The sequence below is a fragment of the Staphylococcus sp. acrmy genome, assembly GCF_022690565.1.
Lineage (GTDB): Bacteria > Bacillota > Bacilli > Staphylococcales > Staphylococcaceae > Staphylococcus > Staphylococcus caledonicus.
Genome location: NZ_JALCVE010000010.1, coordinates 1 through 19963, shown reverse-complemented (window position 1 = coordinate 19963; position 19963 = coordinate 1). Strand labels below are relative to the sequence as shown.

Sequence of the window (19963 nt, the reverse complement as noted above, 5' to 3'; positions counted from 1 at the left end):
CTTCAAATTTTGTCGAATCGTGACGGTATCTGCCGAGAATCCTGCTTTTGGGACACCGTTTATCGGTTTCCCAGAGCATAAGTTATTAATGTCTTAACCTCAACCTCGTTTATATTTAATCAATTAATTTAAGTTTATAATTTGCGATATTTTCAATAGAACCATCTTTTCGTTTAATAACGATATGGTCGCTTGTAATTTCATCTGGGCTTTTAACGCCTACTGCAGCAGCGATATTAAATAATCCTTCATGTAAGCTTGTTATGTAGTTGGTTACACGATATTGTTTTTCTTCTACAATTAAAGCTTTCTCTTTCTTAGGATCTGTTGTCGCTACACCGACAGGGCAAGTATTAAGATGACATTGTTGGCTCATAATACAACCAACGCTAATCATCATACCCCGAGCGATGTTTACTAAATCTGCACCTAGACCTAAAGCGATGGCTACTTTGTCAGGGGTAATTAATTTTCCTGAAGCGAAAATCTTCATCTTATCACGCACTTTATAGCGTTCTAATACACCTGAAACGATAGGTAGAGCAGTAAATAGTGGTAGGCCGACGCCATCTTGAAGCTCTTGGAAAGTGGCTCCCGTACCACCTTCACCGCCGTCGACAGTAATAAAGTCTGGATAGATATCAAGTTGAATCATTGTTTGCACAAGTTTCTCGATTTCTTCTACTTTACTCACGACAATTTTAAAGCCCACTGGTTTTTGACCTAATTGACGTATCTTGTCCACGAATTTTAATAAATCTTCTGGAGAGTTGATAAATTCGAAGCGGTTAGGTGAGTTAACTGTTTTATATGGTTCAATATTTCTAATTTGAGCAATTTCCTCTGTCACTTTATTAGCTTCCATATGGTCACCACGTGTTTTCGCACCTTGGGCAAGTTTAAGTTCAAAGGCTTTAACTTCTTTATGTTGTGCCATTTCCATAAACTTATCGTCACTAAAGTTGCCATCCTTGTCACGCACACCAAATAATCCTGGCCCAATTTGGAAGATAATATCGCCGCCACCTTTGAGATGGTATTCTGATAAACCACCTTCACCTGTGTTCATCCATGTACCGGCACGTGCTAGTCCTTGTGATAACGCGGTAATTGCACGTCCACCTAGCGCACCATAACTCATCCCCGATTGTCCTACTAAACGTTTGATTCTAAATGGATGCGCAAGTTCTTCACCTAAGACCACCGCATTGTCTGATGATAAATAGTATGGATCAATATCTTTTCTATCACGATGTTCATCTCTTTTAAACAATCGCTCATTATCCACTGTATATACGAATGTTGAAATCATTGAGGCGTTATCAATGTGAAGTTCATTTCGTTGTAGTGGAAACATCGTATTACGAATATAGAAACCTTCTTCATAGTCACGTTGTGAACCGAAACTTGACATACGTGTATTATATTTGCCGGCTAAGACAATATTAGTATATTGATTTCTTGAAAATGGTTTCCCCTCTGTATCATTCGCAAATAGATATTGACGTAATTCTGGACCGATTTTCTCAGCAAAATAACGTACGCGTCCTAGAACTGGATAATTACGTAATACACTATGTTGTGATTGCCCTTTATCTTTGAATAGGAAAATCAAAACAAGGATGATTACTGCAAATATGATTATAAAAATCATAACATTTACAATAAATTGCATTGTTGTAAGTAATGATAACAATTAAAACTTCCCCCTTATATCCTTTTACAATTTCAATCATACACCAACACTTCTTTTTTACAATTCAAATTTTTAATAAATTTTAAATTTTTTATAATCGCAACTTTGTTACAATTTAAAATATAAAAAATAATTGGTTTTCTGTGGTAAGGTTAAGCAAAGAAATAGTTGAGGTGTGTTATGAGTAAAGAAGTTGTAGCGCGTGTGGTTCCGAGAAATCGGTGGGGAACCAACGACATTGTAAAGAAAGATTTTCTATTACTTCCTATTTACATATTTTTTCAAATATTAATGCCAATTATTATCGTCTTTGGTGTTTTAGGTGTGACGGCGATGATTACCCAAGATCCGCCACCTTTATATTTATATAATTTAACATTAAGCATTAGTTTCGTTATTGCACAGTTTATTGCGATTGGGGCGTTTTTTGCCTTGCATAAATATTATATTGCTGATGTTGCGCGACGCCAGTTGTATTATGTTAAACAACGTTACGTAGGAGTAATAGCGTGCGTAACTATCATTAGTTTGATTTTGTACTTTGGTTTTAATATGTTAGCACAATTTATCCCGTCGCCTTTTGGATATGAAAAGACGCAAGCACTCATTCGATTAGAAGGGCTATTTAATCATCCTGGGGCGATAATTTTTGCCTTTGTGAGTATGGTAATCTTGAGACCTTTAGTGGAAGAGTTAATCTTGAGACATTTGATCATACATGAACTAGGTAAAAAGTGGAATCTCGCACTCGTTGTTATTTTAAGTTTGTTTATTGAAGTCATCTTGCATGTATATGATTTAATATCAATCATGGAGATGATACCGTACATGATATTATCAATAGGAGCCATCGTCGTTTATTTATATAGTGGTAAAAATTTAGCAGCGTCTTATCTTTACCATAGCTCTGTACAATTGGTGATATTTATTATTACAATGGTTGAAAGGTTCTTTTAATATTTGAAAAGAGTTGGGTAACTTACTTTTCAAAGATAAGAAGAAAAGGAGAAAAATATGACTTCGGAATATAAAGATTCGCAATCACTTTCACAGAAGCCACAGTTGGAGAATGAATTTGCCTCTAAACGCGTAGTTAAACGTGACTTTTGGTTAATACCGGGATACTTAGGATTTAGTATGTTGTTACCAATTGTATTATCATTTTTTGTGATGTTGTTTATGGTTTTATTAACAGGCAGCAGTTCTGAAAATGAATTTACGCGACAAGCCATGGGGATTAGTCAAGTATTCGCATTAATAGGCCAGTGTCTAGTGTTGCTTTTATTTTACTTAATGCATCGTAAAACACTTATTCCATTGGCAATTCAACGGTTTAAAGATTTGAAAAAGCATATCGTACTCATCGTTATCGTGTTCATTGCGATGTATTTATTAAATTATGCGTATGCGTTTGGGATGGAATTTTTACCTAAGAAATATCAATTTGATGAGACGGAGAATAATAAACAAATTATTCAATTATTCAAAACGACTTGGATTTGGCCGATACTCTTTTTAGATATTGTTATTATTACGCCTATCGTAGAGGAATTATTGTTTAGACATTTAATCATTCATGAGTTAGGTAAGAAATTGACATACGGCTTAATGTACGTAGTTTCAATTGTATTTTTTGCAAGTTTGCATGTCATAAACGCAACTTCAATTTTTGAAATAGGTCCATATTTGATTATGGCCACATGTTTCATTGTAGCTTATCATTTCAGTGGACGCAATCTCGCCACGACGATTACGCTACATATGATTAACAACGGCATATCCTATTTTACAATTGTTGGTATGATGTTGTGGAAATAAAATGATTATAGAGAAGTGGAAAAGAATAGCTCAAGGGACAAACTTGAGTTACACTCTTCCACTTCTTTTTTGTTATTATAAAGGAGAAAATTAATTAATATAAAAATTGTTTTTATGTAATGATTTAATTTGGTGTTGTAAATAATGATGAAGAGGAGGGACGGCTATGTTATTAGAAGTAAAACATCTTACATATAAAGCGGATAGACGGGTTATATTAGACGATGTTAATTTTCAATTGGAAGCAGGAGAAACAGTAGCTATTATAGGCCCATCTGGAAGCGGTAAGAGTACATTTCTTAAACAAATCAACAACTTAATAAGCCCTACGAAGGGGGAGCTACTTTTCAAAGGAAAACCTTATAATGACTATCCACCCGAAGAATTGCGCTCAAAAATTAGCTATTTAATGCAACAAAGCCAGTTATTTGGTGAAACGATTAGAGATAATATGGCGTTTCCCGCTCTTGCGCATGGAGATGACTTTGATGAAGAGAAAGCGCAACAATTGCTTGAGAAAGTCAGTTTAGGTCATTATCAACTTAATGATCGCATTGAACACTTATCTGGCGGTGAACGTCAAAGAATAACAATTGCGCGACAATTAATGTATCGTCCCGAAATTTTATTGTTGGATGAATCGACAAGTGCATTGGATACGCATAATAAAGAAAAGATTGAAGATATTATCTTTGAATTGGCACATGAAGGGGTCGCAATTTTATGGATTACACATAGCGATGATGAAAGTATGCGCTATTTTCAAAGAAGAATTACGATTACCGATGGACAGATTACTAAAGAGGAGGACTTGAATCAAGATGAGTAATACAGCCCTCTGTTTAACTGCGTTATTACTGTTAATACCTATCTTTATTTCTTATAAAGAAGGCCTGCACATTATTAAAGATTTAGTTGTAGCGTCTATTCGTGCCGTCGTCCAATTGATTATTTTAGGCTTTGTGCTTCACTATATTTTTAAAATTGACGAAGCGTGGATTCTTATTCTAGCCGTCCTTGTCATTATTGTGAATGCCTCATGGAATACGATTAACCGAGCGTCACCAGTTATGCATCATGCATTTTTCATTTCTTTTGTGGCTATTTTTATCGGAACAGCGTTACCTTTAACAGCAACAGTGTTGGCAGGCGCGATTGATTTTAAAGCCAACGAAGTTATTCCTATTGGTGGTATGTTGGCTAACAATGGCTTAATCGCTATTAACTTAGCCTATCAGAATTTAGACCGTGCCTTTGTCAAAGATGTCACTGACATTGAGTCTAAGTTAACGTTAGCTGCAACGCCTAAGCTTGCTTCTAAAGAATCAATCAGAGAAAGTATACGTCTAGCAATTGTCCCAACGATTGATTCAGTTAAAACATACGGGTTAGTTTCAATTCCAGGTATGATGACAGGACTAATTATTGGAGGCACACCACCATTACAAGCGATTAAATTCCAATTGCTCGTAGTGTTTATTCATACTACTGCCACTATCATGTCAGCTTTAATCGCAACATATTTAAGTTATAATCAATTCTTTAATGCGCGCCATCAATTAGTAGCCCGCGAAGCCCCAATAAAAAGTAACGAACATGAAAGTGAATGATTATTAAATATAAAAAGGCAGTTTATCGTTCATATAGGTGAACGGTAAACTGCCTTGTGTGTTATTGTGGGTCTTCTTCACTGATAAGCACAATATGGAAATGAACTCCTTTAGAAATAGGAACAAGTTCAATATGCCCATTATGATAATTAACGGCATCTTGAATAATTGATAGTCCCACACCATGTTGTTCTTTATTAAGCTTTGAAGTATATGATTGTTTAATTAATTGTTCAATATTATTTTTAGCAATACCTTGACCATTATCTTTATAATCGATGACTAAATTAATGTCCTCAAGCGTAAATGTAATATCAATAGCTGGATTCTCATTATTATGTTCAATACTGTTATTAATTAAATTGATTAACAAACGCTCAAAATATAACTTGTTACCGTAAAATTCGTCTTTTCCATTAAGGTTGTACGTAAGTGAAATAGCTTCATATCCAATAATCGATGTAATATGATCGACCGTTGATTTGATTGGAAAATGTTCTTTGTCCTGTTTCATTTGACGAGTTTCAGCATCGAACGTAGTATTCAAGCTATCAATTAATTTACTCATAAATAGAGACTTTTCAACGATAAGCTGAACATACGGTTGAGATGATTCATCTGTTTGAATTAATTTAGAATAGCCGTAAATTGTAGTTAACGGTGATTTTAAATCATGAGAAATTTGGCTAATCCATTTAGATTTATAGTAGTCAATTTGATTATGATAAATCTTATTCGACAACATTTGTTGATTCAGTTGCGTTAACGAGGTATCTAATTCTGGATAAGTCTTACGCTTTTTCTTAATTTTACGTTTAGAAGTAGGCTGATGTAGCTTACCTTGTGACAGATTACCAATCCAATCAATATAGTATGATAACGGCTTTGTTAAACGTTTGGAAATAAAGAAAGCAGTTAGCGCTACTAAAACTATATTTACAAGAATAAAAATACATGTAATTTTAATGAAAGACATACTTGCTCGTTCTCCAGCTTCTATTGAGGGGGAGTCTTGTCTAAAATTAGAATTCTTAGTGAAAGTGAGCAAGCCATCTGAAACGTTGTAATTAAAACGATTATAGTCTTGAGTTTTAATACTATCTAGCAACTGGTTTGCATCAATATCGTCACTATTACGTATAGCATAATTTTTAGTTAAATTATCATAAATATAAACTAAATATATGCCACGATCAGATTCTATAGAATTAGCATTATTAATATTCTTGAGTATAATAGGCTTAATATTTTTAGATTTTAGATGTTTAGGATAAGAGATATCACCATTCTTTTTGGTGACATAAAGAGATGCATTTTGCTTTTTAGCTAAATTTTTTATCCTTTCATTTGGCTCGTCAGTAATGTTGTAGAGTTCTAAATCTTCAGAACTAATAGCATTCATACCATCATAAAGATTAACAACAAGTGTATAAAACATAAAAAATACAAAAGCTACAGATACAATAAAATTAACAACAAGAAATATCGACATATATTTGAAGAATTTTATAATAAAGCGCTTATTCATATTGAGCTTCCTTAAACATATAGCCTTTACTACGCACCGTTTTGATTAACTTTGGCGTATTTGGTTCATCTTCTATCTTTTTACGTAATGTTCGAATATGAACCATTAGCGTATTATCATCAACGCCAGTATCGTAGCCCCAGACTTTAGAATACAGTTGTTCTTTTGTAAGTACTTGGTTTTTATTTTTAATAAGAAAAGTAAGTAAATTATACTCACGATTAGTTAGATTAATTAGCTGATTATGTATATAAACTTCCATACTATTAAAGTTTACTTTTAAATGTTGATAAGTATAAATCTCGTCTGAGTTATTCTTTAAATGGATTGATACCCTGTAATAAAGCTCCATTGGATCAAAGGGCTTTTTAATATAATCAACGGCGCCATTTTCAAATCCTTTATAAACATCAATGTGCGTCGTCTTCGCTGTAACTACTATAACTGCGGTATCTTTTAAATCAATGTATTTCAATAATTGATAACCACTTTCTGATTTTAAATTTAAATCTAACAACACGACTTGATAATTGAAATTTAGTAATTCTGTTTTTGCATCAATGATATTATCTACCGCAGTTACTCGCGTAATACCTTTTGTATTTAAAGATAATTTCATTAATTCATTAATATCTTTGTCATCTTCAATTATAAGAACCTCTTCATTCATTAATAACACCTCATTATTCATCTTATAAAACTTTTTGAGATTTAACTATTCTTGCTATTATTATTTAAGGAAAAATTAAGGAAAATATAAGTTTGAATTAATCCACGATGATTACAATAAAGCTAAATAATGAAGTGAAGGGGTATTAATATGAAAACTTTATCGCATATTATTGGCTTTATAATAACTATCTTAGTTTTATACAATATTTTACGCTTTTTATTTATTCTCACAGAAAATCATTTCAACTTGAATTTCGGCATTGATATATTACTTCATAATAACTATGTCGTATATGGCACAATGGGACTACTAATACTATTAATTACTGTACAAGAAGTGATTAACCAATATTTAAAAGATAATAAACAAGTATATTAAAACCTTTTTGAAGAAAATTACAATTGAATATTATATAATAGAACAGTTATAATACTTGGAAAATAGTTTGTAGCTGTTTTTTTATTTTTAAGGGATCATATTTATTAATGAGCAATATTTGTATAGATAACACAAAGAAAGGAGAACATAACATGTCTGTCATGCGTATAGCGACATTCATTATTAGTGTCTTTATCGTAGGCATGGTTGAAATGATGGTCGCTGGTATCATGAATCTTATGAGTGACGACTTAGGCGTTTCAGAACCAATTATCGGTCAGCTTGTTACGCTTTACGCACTAACATTTGCGATTTGTGGACCTATATTAGTTAAGTTAACCAATCGATTTCCTGCACGTTCAGTTTTACTATGGACGTTGGTAGCGTTTATCGTGGGTAACGGTATTATTGCGATAGCGCCTAATTTCACTATTTTAGTTATTGGACGTATTTTATCTTCAGCAGCTGCTTCTCTCATTATTGTAAAAGTACTTGCTTTAACAGCAATGCTTACCGTTCCTAAGAATAGAGGTAAAATGATTGGCGTTGTCTACACTGGCTTTAGTGGGGCTAACGTCTTCGGTGTACCTATTGGAACAATGATAGGTGATTGGATTGGTTGGCGTTTTACGTTCGTCTTTATTATTGTAATCAGTCTTCTTGCTGGATTATTAATGTTGAAATACTTACCAACCGCGGGAGAACTTAATGATGCGAATCGAATGTTTAATCATGTGACAGAAGACAATCAGTCGTCTTCTCGTATCTTACGTCCTGCAGAAATTGTGAAATACTTGGCGATTACACTGTTAATTCTTATTGCCAATTCTGTAACATTCGTCTACATTAATCCACTTATTTTGGAAAATGGTCATAGCATGGGATATGTATCATTAGCATTATTAGTGAACGGTGTGGCAGGTGTCGTAGGTACATCATTAGGTGGTGTCTTAGCAGATAAACTAACAAGTAAACGTTGGTTAATTATCGCATTTTCAGTATTTACTGTCATGATGTTAATCGTTAACTTAATACTTTCTACGACGGTCTTATTATTAATAGGGCTCTTTATTTGGAACATCGTTCAATGGAGTACCAACCCAGCAATTCAAAGTGGGATTATTGAACATGTCGAAGACGACACAAGCCAAGTGATGAGTTGGAATATGTCTTGTCTTAATGCAGGCATCGGTTTCGGTGGTATTATAGGCGGACTTGTTGTATCTAACATCTCTGTCGAAGCGGTCACTTTAGTAAGTGCCTTTATAGGCTTATTAGGCTTAATCGTTGTACTTACATTGAAAAATTATCACTACGCTAAAAATTAATGATTAGAAGGCAATTTCTACTAATTTTAGATAGAAATTGCCTTTGTTTTTATTAAATATATTTATGTGGTTGAGTGTGATGAAGGGTATAGGGCGCCCATGGCATGATACTGTTCTTCGCGAAATAGAATAAATCGTTCATCATTTGTTGGCTTAATACTTTTTCAGAAGTTAAATCTTTAACATCGTGAGCGTTTAAAATTTCCATTTTCCCAAACCAAAACACTAAATCTAAAATATGATACGCGCTATTGAAAGCCGGATGAGACAGTAATGACCAATCGAAACGTGCTAACCATTTATGAGAATTATTCTTCAAATTATCTAGAAATTGTAAGGCAGGCCGTTTGAAATATAAGTCTGTGACCACTTGCGCTTGTTGCTGACCCGTTTGAGCTTGTTCAATATTAATTCTAATATTATTTAATTTCATAACATCTACAAATCGTTGGGGTACTAATTTGCGCGACTCATTACGAATATAACAATCTCCTTCATCCTGAGTGTAACCAACCACGACTGGCTTAGTGAATTCGGATAAAGGACGGCACATTGTTGTATCATCAATAGGGGCATAAATAAGTTCCAATCCTTTAGATTTCCCGCTAACTTTTTCATCTTCTGCCATTAATTTTAGAATCTCATTAGCTGTTAACTCTTCTATCTCTTTATTTGGAAAATGGTGCTCCCTTAATTTATCAAAATGTTGTGCTTTCAAATAGCCATTTTGTAGTGTGTCGAGTTGTAAAGTACCACTTAATAATATGACTTTTTGATAGTACATATCTAACTCAGGTTGTTGCATCAATGCCATAATACTCATACTTCCTGCAGACTGACCCATTAATGTAATGTTGTGAGGGTCGCCACCAAAGTCTTCGATAAAACGATGTACCCATTTTAAAACATTGATCTGGTCGGATAACCCATTATTTTTATGATAGTTTTGATTAAAATAGGGCCAGTCTAAATAGCCTAAAGCGCCTAGGCGATAATTAAAAGTCACGACTACTGCATCGTGTTGTTCAACAATATGTTCAGGCGTGTATAATTCGGCAGATCTATGACCATTTACAAAACCGCCACCGTAAAAGTAAATAATAACTGGTTTATTTTTGAGTTGATTATTTTGAGACCAAATATTTAAATATAAACAATCTTCACTCTGGTTGAATGAAACAGGTTTAGAAGAAAAGAATGTTTCTAATTTATTATCAGGTTGGGGAGGGATATTTTGAAAAGCTAAAGCATCAATAATATTATCCCAAGTTGTTACTAATTCAGAGTGTTTGAAACGACGATGTTCAGTAGGAGGATAAGCATAGGGAATGCCTAAAAACATATGTAAACCATCTTTTTCAATACCTCTAATACTGCCACCGTCAGTTTGAATTGTAACCATCTCATCACTACTTCCTATACGCTATTTATCCTTACTTTACCATTAAAAAAACACAAAAAAATAGAAGCAAGACAGAAATCTAAATTAATTTCTGTCTCACTTCTAAATTTTACTTATTTCTCTGACTGTTGTTGATTAACGTCTTGTTGTGTTGTATCCATAGTATCTTCTTTCATTTTCTTATTGATACGTTTCGCACGTTTGAAGTAAATACTTTCAAAGTGACTGATTGTACCAAGTTTATAGAAGATACACGCTAATACAATAATAACAATGAAATCGTAAGGGTAATGGATTAAATTAATACCATTAAATTCTTTACTACCAATAAATGACATTGTAGCTAAAAGAATTAAGTAAACGATAATCCATAAACTACCGCCGATTTGTTTTTTAGTATTACTCCAATTCATTTGATATTCATAGAAGAAATAAATTGGTAAACCTAAAATAATAATAAAGATAACTTCGGCAGTTGTTGGCCACATCGCCCAATAGATGGCTAGTGATGCTAAAACGAATGAGAATGGCGCCATGAATTTTAATAATGCACCTCGGAATGGACGGTGTAATTTAGGACCCATCTTACGTAAAGCAATAACTGTCGTTGGACCAGTTAAATAAGCCACTAATGTTGCAGTTGAAATAACCGCCGCAAGTACGTCCCAATCACGGAATAACGTTACCATGATCATACTTACGATGGCATTAAAGATAATTGCCACACGTGGGATATTATATTTTGAATTAATTTTTCCTAAGAATTTAGGAATGTGTCCATTTTTCTCCATTGCGTGTAATACACGTCCTGTGATTGCGACGAATGATACACCTGTACCAAATGGTGAAACTACGGCTTCAATATAAAGTAAAATAGCTAACCAGTTTAAGCCTAATAGAATCGCCATATCAGCGAAAGGAGAGTTGAAATTAATACCGTGCCAACCGTGCTCGTGAATCATTGATTGTGGCATTGATGTGATAAATGTACTTTGTAAAGCTACATATAAAATCGCACTTAATGTTAAAGAAATTGCGATACCACGTGCAATGTTCTTTTCAGGATTTTTAATTTCAGAACCCATGTTAATGATTGTTTGGAATGCATTAAATGAGAAAATGATACCTGACGTTGTAGTAGCCGCAAAGATTGGCGCACTACCGTACGGCATAAATTCACCTATTGATGAACCGTAATTACTCGTATCGAAACCTGAGATAATTAACATAATAATTGTTAATAAAGGTACGCCGAGTTTAAATATAGAAATTAAGCTTGTAAATGACGTTAATAATTTCACTGACCAATAGTTTAATAGTGAAAAGATGATAATAATCGCATAAACGGTAAATAGACCTATCGTACTGATAGTTCCATCGTGCATTAATGCAGATGTTGGCTTAGCCCAGTCCCAAGGCCAAGAACTAATATATTGAACGGCTGATACCGCTTCAATAGGAATGATGGTTACAAGTGATACCCAGTTTGCCCACGCTGCAATAAATCCTAATAGAGAACCGTGTGTGTATTGAGCATAGTTACTCATACCACCTGATTGCGGAAACATTGTTCCAATTTCGATATAGTTATATGAAATAGATCCGATGACGATAAACCCAATTATCCAAGAGATAATCGATGCTGGTCCAGCCACTGAAGAGGCTTCCCACGTACCAAAGAGCTATCCGGAACCGATTAAACCGCCTAACCCAAGTAAGACTAGTTGAGTCAGATTGATCTTATTGCTATCGTTGTTATTCTGTCCCATAAAATCTCCTTTTATTTCTTTTAATATTTATTAAAAATGACACAATATAATTATACGCTTATCAATAAATTAGTCAATTTATGATTTTGCGATTTTACAAAATATTGTGTTATTTATAGTTAATTAGAAATTATCATATTATAATGACTGTATTGTTTTAAAATTATGAACTAAAGGATGTGTCACATGACTCAGAAACAGGCGAATGCTGATGTTTTAACTTTTTTAGAAAAAGAAAGCCAATGGAAGGAAGCATATCAATATTTAAGAAATTTGATATTTGAAGAAACTGAGTTAGAAGAAACTTATAAATGGATGCATCCATGTTATACATTGAATGATAAAAATGTAGTATTAATCCATGGGTTCAAGCATTATGTAGCACTGTTATTTCATAAAGGGGCTATCTTAGAGGACCGTTATCAGACACTTATTCAACAAACTGAAAAGGTGCAGGCAGCAAGACAATTAAGATTTAATACGTTAGATGAGATTAAAGAGCGCCAAGAAGAAATTCTATATTATATTAATGAAGCGATTAAGGTTGAAAAAGCAGGTAAAAAAGTGGCCTTAAAACAGACTGAAGAATATACAATTCCTGAAGAGTTACAACATAAATTTGAAGACATGCCAGAACTTGAAAAAGCATTTTACCAACTTACACCTGGAAGACAACATCAATATATTTACCATATTAGCCAAGCCAAACGTAGCCAAACACGACAAAACAGAGTAGATAAATATGTTGACCATATCTTAGAAGGCAAAGGCATGCATGATAAATAGGTTGAAAAAGCTATATTAAAAGAAAAAAATTGGGAAGTGAGAATGGAGTTAAATATTAAATTAAAGTGCTAAAATTTCACACTAAAATATCTCATTGTCTTTATTTAAATTAATTACATGTAGCTAACGTAGTATTGTAGGCGAGACTCCTGAGGGAATAGGATGAGTGTCGAGACCGCGGCTCGACCCATCTCCTCGGAACGCGAGCCAAACAATACGGAGTATTGATAGATGATAAATAATTAAAATGGCTTGGGGGTGTTTTCCTTGGAAAACGCCCTCAAGCCATTCTTTTGAATGATGCGTATTTAAATTTATCCGTTTAATTTAACGAGGATTTTAGCTTGTGATTTGTCATTCACTAATTGTTCGAATCCAGATTCAACAATGTTTTCTAATTCGATTTCGTCAGTAACTACGCTCTTAACGTCTAAGCTACCGTTCGCAATTAAATCAATTGTTTGTTGGAATGTAGTTGGTGAATAAGCAATTGTTGATGCTAAGTGTACACCAGAGTTAGTTAATAACATTGGGTCGAAGTCTACTTCGTGAGCGAAGATAGAAACGATAACAACTGTACCTCTAGGACGAGTAACTTGTACTGATTGAGATAATGTTACGCCAACACCAGCTACTTCGAAAGTAACGTCTACGCCATTTTCAGTATGTTCATTAATGAATTCCACAGGGTTAGTATTACCAGAATTGATAACGTGAGTTGCGCCAACTTCTTTCGCTTTTGCTAAACGTTCTTCTGATAAATCGAAGACGAAGATTTTGCTTGCGCCGGCTGCTTTAGCTGCAACAACTGTTAATAAACCGATTGGGCCAGCACCAAAGATAGCCACAGTGTCACCAAATAGTAAATTACCTTCTTTAACGGCTTGTACTGCTACAGCTGTTGGTTCTACTAATGCACCTTCTTTGTCTGAAACATTTTCAGGTAATGTATAAACATTTTCTTCAGGAGCGTTAGTGAATTCTGCGAAACCACCATCTGAACCTAAACCGATGAATGAATAACCATCATATAAGTCTACACTTTCGTCTTTTTCACGTTTTGATACAGTTGGGTTAACAACAACGCGGTCGCCTTTTTTATATTTAGTTACGTCTTTACCAACTTCTTCTACAACACCTGCGAATTCATGACCTAACGTTACAGGCGCTTTTTGACCTAAGAATGGGTCAGGTTTATCTGTAGAAATAAAGACAGGTCCTTCTAAATATTCATGTAAGTCTGTACCGCAAATACCTGCCCACGATACTTTTACTTTAACTTCGTTGTCTTGTAATTGTTTAGGTTCGCGATCTTCCACACGAACATCTTTTTGACCATACCATACTGCTGCTTTCATTAGTAAAACATCCCTTCGTTAAATACTTACTACACTTATAGATTAATACTATTCCGATAAGAATTCAATTTAACCTATATAATTGGGAAGTATTATTTCGGATTATTGACAATTGTGTGAATTTTTAGTTATTAGTCGGATTTGAATTAGTAGTGCAATGTTTGTTAATATTTAAATGATTCATAAAAAAAAAAATTGTGAACTTTTTTAATAGTTGGTATTACAAATGTTTCAAAAAATTATATAGGGTATATATTTATAAATGATGAAAAATTGATGATTTTCCGTTTGAATTAAAATTAAAAAATTAAAAAGCAAAGGCCATTAGGCTCTTGTTTGACTTATCAAGTATATGTTTAACAACGGGACTGTTGGCCTTTTTGTGTCCGGAAAATTTTTCATCGGGAATAACAAGAGGGGGAAATGGAATGACGCTAAGTGTGAAAAACTTAACAAAAATTTACTCTGGCAATAAAAAAGCAGTCGACAATATTTCACTAGATATTGAATCAGGCGAATTTATTGCTTTTATTGGGACAAGTGGTAGCGGTAAAACAACTGCGTTAAGAATGATTAACCGTATGATTGAAGCTACCGAAGGCACAATTGAAATGAATGGTAAAAATGTAAGCAATATGAACCCTGTAGAATTGCGCAGAAGCATTGGTTACGTGATTCAACAAATTGGGCTTATGCCACATATGACTATTCGTGAGAACATTGTGTTAGTACCTAAACTTTTAAAATGGTCTAAAGAAAAGAAAAACGCAAAAGCTAAAGAATTGATAAAATTAGTAGACTTACCTGAAGAATATTTAGATCGCTATCCTTCTGAATTATCAGGTGGACAACAACAACGTATAGGGGTAGTACGTGCCTTAGCAGCAGAACAAGATATCATTTTAATGGATGAACCTTTTGGTGCGTTAGACCCAATCACTCGTGATACCTTACAAGACTTAGTTAAAGAATTACAACAAAAATTAGGGAAAACATTTATCTTTGTCACACATGATATGGACGAAGCGATTAAATTAGCCGACCGTATTTGCATCATGTCGCAAGGTAAAGTAGTGCAATATGATACCCCAGACAATATTCTTAGAAATCCGGCAAATGACTTCGTGCGTGAATTTATCGGTCAAAATAGACTGATTCAAGATCGTCCAAATATGAGAACTGTTGAAGATGCGATGATTACGCCGGTTACAGTCAAAGCTGATGACTCACTTAACGACGCAGTAAATATAATGAGAGAGCGTCGTGTAGATACACTGTTTGTAGTGAATAGTCATAATCGTTTATTAGGATTCTTGGATATTGAAGATATCAATCAAGGATTACGTCACCATAAAGAATTGATAGATACGATGCAACGCGATGTTTATAAAGTACATATTGATTCTAAGTTACAAGATTCTGTACGCACAATCTTGAAAAGAAACGTTAGAAATATTCCAGTAGTAGATAATGACAATACGTTAATAGGGCTTATTACACGTGCGAACCTTGTTGATATTGTGTATGACTCAATTTGGGGCGAAGAAGACCAAGACATGACCTTGTCAGATTCACATATGAACGGTGTTGAACGTGAAAATGAACTAGGCAATCAAGAAAAGAAAGACCTTGCTCAACAAAATAATAAAGATGCAACGGATAAACAGAAAGATGTTACAGATAGATTGGACACACACGACTTAGATGAAACACATGAGTCAGGAGTTGATCGTTAATGCGACAATTTTTCCAAGAGTATGGAAGTCAGCTCGTATCGAAAACGGTTGAACACTTTTATATCTCAATCATCGCATTACTCATTGCGATTGTCGTTGCGGTACCATTAGGCATCTTATTGTCTAAGACCAAACGAACTGCGAATGTAGTGTTGACGATTGCGGGCGTGCTTCAAACCATTCCTACGTTAGCCGTATTAGCCATTATGATTCCAATCTTTGGTGTAGGTAAAACACCAGCAATAGTTGCATTATTCATATATGTATTATTACCAATCTTAAATAATACTGTGCTAGGTGTGCAAAATATTGACAAAAATATTATTCAAGCCGGTACGAGTATGGGTATGACGAAATTACAACTTATGAAAGACGTTGAATTACCATTGGCTTTACCATTAATTATTAGTGGTATTCGCTTATCAAGTGTTTATGTGATTAGTTGGGCGACACTTGCCAGTTATGTTGGTGCCGGTGGTTTAGGCGACTTAGTATTTAATGGTTTAAACCTTTACCAACCACCAATGATTATTAGCGCAGCGATTTTAGTAACATGTTTAGCATTAATTGTAGACTTTTTACTTTCTTTAGTTGAAAAATGGGCCGTGCCTAAAGGACTAAAAGTATCTAGATAATAAGGGAGGATATCTAATTTATGAAAAAGTTAAAACTTACTTTCATACTTATGGCATTGTCTCTCGTTGTATTATCTGGATGTAGCTTACCAGGTTTAGGCGATGGCGATGGCAAAGATAGTGTGAAGATTACCGCTACTGAAACAAGTGAAACAAAAATTATGGCAAATATTGAAAAGTTAATGATTGAACATTATACCAATGACAGAATTAAGCCGACGATTGTTGGTAACTTGGGTTCTAGTATTATTCAACATAACGCCTTACAACGTGGTGACGTCAATATGTCGGCTGTAAGATATACAGGTACTGAATTGACAAGTGTACTTGAGGCGCCACCTACTAAAGATACGAAAAAGGCGATGTCAGAGTCGCAAAGACTTTTCAAAAAGAAATATGATCAAAAATTCTATAATTCATTTGGCTTTGAGAATACGTATGCATTTATGGTAACGAAAGAGGTTGCTGAGAAATATCATCTTGAAAAGGTTTCAGATTTGAAGAAATATAAAGATGAATTGCGTCTAGGCATGGATACGCAGTGGATGAATCGTGCGGGTGATGGTTATCCAGCGTTCCAAAAAGATTATGGTTTCAAATTTGCGAGTGCACGACCAATGCAAATCGGTTTAGTTTACGATGCGTTGAAGAATAAAAAGTTAGATGTAGCAGTTGGATATTCAACAGATGGTCGTATTGCTGCGTATGATTTAAAAATCTTAAAAGATGATCGTAAATTCTTCCCACCATATGACGGAAGTCCGTTAGCAACTGAAAAACTAATCAAAGATAACCCAGAAATTGATAAAGCTTTACAAAAACTTGAAGGCAAGATTAGTACGGGAGAAATGCAGAAATTAAATTATGAAGCGGATGGTAAAGGAAAAGAGCCAGCTGTTATTGCTGAAGAATATGTGAAAAAACATAATTATTTCGAAGATGATACTAAGAAGGGTGGTCAAAACTAATGAATGGTAACTTATTAAGTTCACTTTATGAATACTATACCTTGAACTTTGGCTATCTGATGGAGTTATTTTTTAAACATTTATTAATGTCAGTTTATGGAGTACTATTCGCGTGTATTATTGGTATTCCTTTAGGTATCTTAATTTCACGTTACACTAAATTGGCATGGCCGTTGATTACGATTGCGAATATTATTCAAACAGTACCAGCAATCGCGATGTTAGCGATACTAATGTTATCACTTGGACTAGGACCTACAACGGTTGTATTTGCGGTCTTCTTATATGCTTTACTTCCAATTATAAAAAATACGTACACTGGTATTACGGAAGTAGACAATAATATTAAAGATGCCGGCAAAGGTATGGGCATGACTAAGAACCAAGTTATGCGCATGATAGAACTACCATTATCATTATCTGTTATTCTTGGAGGCATTCGAATTGCGTTAGTTGTAGCGATTGGTATTGTGGCAATCGGTTCATTTATTGGAGCGCCAACATTAGGTGATATTATTATTCGTGGTACCAATTCTACAGACGGTACAGTATATATTTTAGCAGGGGCGATTCCAATTGCCTTAATCGCTATTCTTATTGATTTAGGACTACGCTTTTTAGAACGTCGATTAGATCCAACAAATAAAAGTAAAAAACGACAAAACCAAGTTCAAAGTATTAATTAAAATAAAATCAATTGTATTTTTGTAATAGAAAAAGCAGCTATAGGAAACCTATTATTATAGATTTCTTATAGCTGCTTTTTAATGATTAAAACAAGATTGAAGCGAGTGGTGGAACGATGGCTACGATAATAACACCGACGATAACTACGGCGATACTACCCATTGATTCTTCAGTTTCACCAAGTTCTTTAGCAGCGGCAACACCAAGTGTATGTCCGCTTGTACCTAATGCTAAACCACGGGCAATAGGGTTTGAAATTTTAAACCATTTAACAATTTTAGTTCCTAGTGCAGAAATAACAACTGCGTTAAGGATAACGGCTAATGATGTTAATTCTTTCACACCGCCGATACCTTCAGATACTGGTAAGGCAATAGCTGTTGTAGCAGCTTGTGGTAACATTGATGCTCCAATTTTATCGCCTAATTGGAAGATGATTGCGACTAAGTAAATTAAGATAAGTGCAATTAATGTCCCAATTGCGATACCACCGAAGATTTGTAACCAATATTTTTTAAGTACGTCACGTTTTTTGTATAAAGGAATCGCAAAACTAATTGTTGCTGGTTCTAAGAAGAAGTTGATGATGTCCCCACCGATTTTATAGTTAGCATAGCTAATGCCAGTTACTTTTAGAAATACGATACCTGCTACCATCGCTACGAAAAGTGGTGCAAGTAAGAAAAAGCCATTTGTTTTTTTATAAAAATATTGCGCGATAACGAATGGAATAAGTGAAACTAAAATTCCGAAATATGGTGTTGTAATACCTAAGTGATCAACCATTAGTTACCCTCCCCAAGTTTAGTTTGTTCATTTTGTTCTTTAGATGGGAATAATGATTTTGTTACGAATAATTGAGAAACAAAACCTACACAGATTAATAGCAATAATGTTGAAATTACGATTAATAAAATGATTAATATAGGATGCTGGCTTAAGATTGGTAATGAATTAATTACTGATACACCAGCAGGGACGAATAGGAAACTAATGTTGTTTGTGAGTGCAGTTCCTACACCTTCAACTTGTCCTAATTTCACGATGCCTGTGCATAATAGAATAAATAATAATACAAGACCAATTACTGAAGCGGGCATTGGAAATGGAATAAAACTTTCAATAATTTTAGAAATGAATAATACTATGGCAATGGTTAATGCTTGTTGGAAAAAGTTGTAAGTTTTGGCTAACTTACCATTTCGTTGAGCAGCACCATTTGAGGCATTGTCATTTGACATAAATAAACGCTCCCTTTTCTTTCTTTTAATGTATTTAGAATAGAACGGAAAAGGTTTTTTGTGGCATTTTTATCTGTGAGTTACAGAAATAATTGGGTGAGTTGCATTAAATTACAGCTGAAAACCAATAAAGCGCTTTATTAAAATTGGTTAAATAAACTGCCGATAAAATACTTAAACTAATCAATAATTATAAAAATATACGAGATGTATTATTTTTAAAATATCTTAAGGTAAGAATCCATATTAATAACGTAGTATTGTTGACGAGACTCCTAAACATACTAAGATTAGCTATGAAGAAATCTATGACGATAGATTTTTTCATAGCTATTTTTTATAGTTATAGA

18 protein-coding genes and 1 pseudogene are annotated in these 19963 nt (G+C 34.1%); 11 read left to right on the top strand and 8 right to left on the bottom strand.

Annotated features, from left to right (window positions below):
* Nucleotides 1-115: 115 nt before the first annotated feature.
* Entirely contained in the window at nt 116-1675 is a 1560-nt protein-coding gene (locus tag FH144_RS10000; protein ID WP_242315678.1) for an FMN-binding glutamate synthase family protein, read from the bottom strand.
* Nucleotides 1676-1876: 201 nt separating this feature from the next.
* Here FH144_RS10000 and lnsB point away from each other — a divergent pair, with 201 nt between their 5' ends.
* From lnsB to FH144_RS09980, 4 genes are all read left to right on the top strand, one after another.
* Complete coding sequence (lnsB, locus tag FH144_RS09995) at nt 1877-2653, top strand: CPBP family lipoprotein N-acylation protein LnsB (protein ID WP_242315583.1); 777 nt, start codon at nt 1877-1879, stop codon at nt 2651-2653.
* Between the two features lie 57 nt (nt 2654-2710).
* Entirely contained in the window at nt 2711-3514 is an 804-nt protein-coding gene (locus tag FH144_RS09990; protein ID WP_242315582.1) for a CPBP family intramembrane glutamic endopeptidase, read from the top strand.
* Nucleotides 3515-3680: 166 nt separating this feature from the next.
* A complete protein-coding gene (locus FH144_RS09985) occupies nt 3681-4343 on the top strand; it encodes an ABC transporter ATP-binding protein (protein WP_107508192.1) in 663 nt (220 codons plus the stop codon).
* Nucleotides 4336-5124 carry an ABC transporter permease gene (locus tag FH144_RS09980; RefSeq protein WP_242315579.1) on the top strand — a complete coding sequence of 263 codons (789 nt, stop codon included), beginning with the start codon at nt 4336-4338 and terminating at the stop codon, nt 5122-5124. The genes FH144_RS09985 and FH144_RS09980 overlap by 8 nt, the downstream gene beginning before the upstream one ends.
* 61 nt (nt 5125-5185) lie before the next feature.
* Here FH144_RS09980 and FH144_RS09975 read toward each other — a convergent pair whose 3' ends face one another.
* Together FH144_RS09975 and FH144_RS09970 are read right to left on the bottom strand one after the other, a co-directional pair.
* Complete coding sequence (locus tag FH144_RS09975) at nt 5186-6562, bottom strand: HAMP domain-containing sensor histidine kinase (RefSeq protein WP_242315577.1); 1377 nt, start codon at nt 6560-6562, stop codon at nt 5186-5188.
* Between the two features lie 82 nt (nt 6563-6644).
* Nucleotides 6645-7322 carry a response regulator transcription factor gene (locus FH144_RS09970; protein WP_242315575.1) on the bottom strand — a complete coding sequence of 226 codons (678 nt, stop codon included), beginning with the start codon at nt 7320-7322 and terminating at the stop codon, nt 6645-6647.
* 150 nt (nt 7323-7472) lie between these two features.
* Here FH144_RS09970 and FH144_RS09965 point away from each other — a divergent pair, with 150 nt between their 5' ends.
* The gene (locus tag FH144_RS09965) at nt 7473-7703 is read left to right on the top strand and encodes a hypothetical protein (protein ID WP_242315573.1); all 231 of its coding nucleotides are present in this window, start codon (nt 7473-7475) and stop codon (nt 7701-7703) included.
* Nucleotides 7704-7855: 152 nt separating this feature from the next.
* A complete protein-coding gene (locus FH144_RS09960; RefSeq protein ID WP_242315571.1) occupies nt 7856-9031 on the top strand; it encodes an MFS transporter in 1176 nt (391 codons plus the stop codon).
* A 52-nt stretch (nt 9032-9083) separates the two neighbouring features.
* On the opposite strand, the gene FH144_RS09955 is transcribed toward FH144_RS09960, so the two are convergent.
* Entirely contained in the window at nt 9084-10433 is a 1350-nt protein-coding gene (locus tag FH144_RS09955) for a carboxylesterase family protein (protein WP_242315569.1), read from the bottom strand.
* Between the two features lie 113 nt (nt 10434-10546).
* A pseudogene (locus FH144_RS09950) lies at nt 10547-12202 on the bottom strand (APC family permease).
* A 186-nt stretch (nt 12203-12388) separates the two neighbouring features.
* Between FH144_RS09950 and FH144_RS09945 the strand changes: the two are divergent.
* The gene (locus FH144_RS09945; protein ID WP_242315566.1) at nt 12389-12988 is read left to right on the top strand and encodes a YdeI/OmpD-associated family protein; all 600 of its coding nucleotides are present in this window, start codon (nt 12389-12391) and stop codon (nt 12986-12988) included.
* A 314-nt stretch (nt 12989-13302) separates the two neighbouring features.
* On the opposite strand, the gene FH144_RS09940 is transcribed toward FH144_RS09945, so the two are convergent.
* The gene (locus tag FH144_RS09940) at nt 13303-14346 is read right to left on the bottom strand and encodes a 2,3-butanediol dehydrogenase (protein WP_107508201.1); all 1044 of its coding nucleotides are present in this window, start codon (nt 14344-14346) and stop codon (nt 13303-13305) included.
* A gap of 428 nt (nt 14347-14774) precedes the next feature.
* On the opposite strand from FH144_RS09940, the gene FH144_RS09935 reads away from it, so the two are divergent.
* From FH144_RS09935 to FH144_RS09920, 4 genes are read left to right on the top strand one after another with little or no spacing between them, the layout of a single operon-like run.
* Complete coding sequence (locus tag FH144_RS09935) at nt 14775-16082, top strand: betaine/proline/choline family ABC transporter ATP-binding protein (RefSeq protein ID WP_242315564.1); 1308 nt, start codon at nt 14775-14777, stop codon at nt 16080-16082.
* Nucleotides 16082-16717, top strand: coding sequence for an ABC transporter permease (locus FH144_RS09930; RefSeq protein ID WP_107508203.1), 636 nt, complete (start codon nt 16082-16084; stop codon nt 16715-16717). Before FH144_RS09935 ends, FH144_RS09930 begins: the two co-directional genes overlap by 1 nt.
* Before the next feature lie 20 nt (nt 16718-16737).
* Entirely contained in the window at nt 16738-17685 is a 948-nt protein-coding gene (locus FH144_RS09925; RefSeq protein ID WP_242315562.1) for an osmoprotectant ABC transporter substrate-binding protein, read from the top strand.
* Nucleotides 17685-18371, top strand: a complete 687-nt coding sequence (locus tag FH144_RS09920; protein WP_242315560.1) for an ABC transporter permease — start codon at nt 17685-17687, stop codon at nt 18369-18371. The genes FH144_RS09925 and FH144_RS09920 overlap by 1 nt, the downstream gene beginning before the upstream one ends.
* Nucleotides 18372-18456: 85 nt before the next feature.
* Here FH144_RS09920 and lrgB read toward each other — a convergent pair whose 3' ends face one another.
* Both lrgB and lrgA read right to left on the bottom strand, forming a co-directional pair.
* Nucleotides 18457-19158, bottom strand: a complete 702-nt coding sequence (gene lrgB / locus FH144_RS09915; RefSeq protein ID WP_107505993.1) for an antiholin-like protein LrgB — start codon at nt 19156-19158, stop codon at nt 18457-18459.
* A complete protein-coding gene (gene lrgA, locus FH144_RS09910; RefSeq protein ID WP_107508206.1) occupies nt 19158-19613 on the bottom strand; it encodes an antiholin-like murein hydrolase modulator LrgA in 456 nt (151 codons plus the stop codon). The genes lrgB and lrgA overlap by 1 nt, the downstream gene beginning before the upstream one ends.
* Nucleotides 19614-19963: the final 350 nt, after the last annotated feature.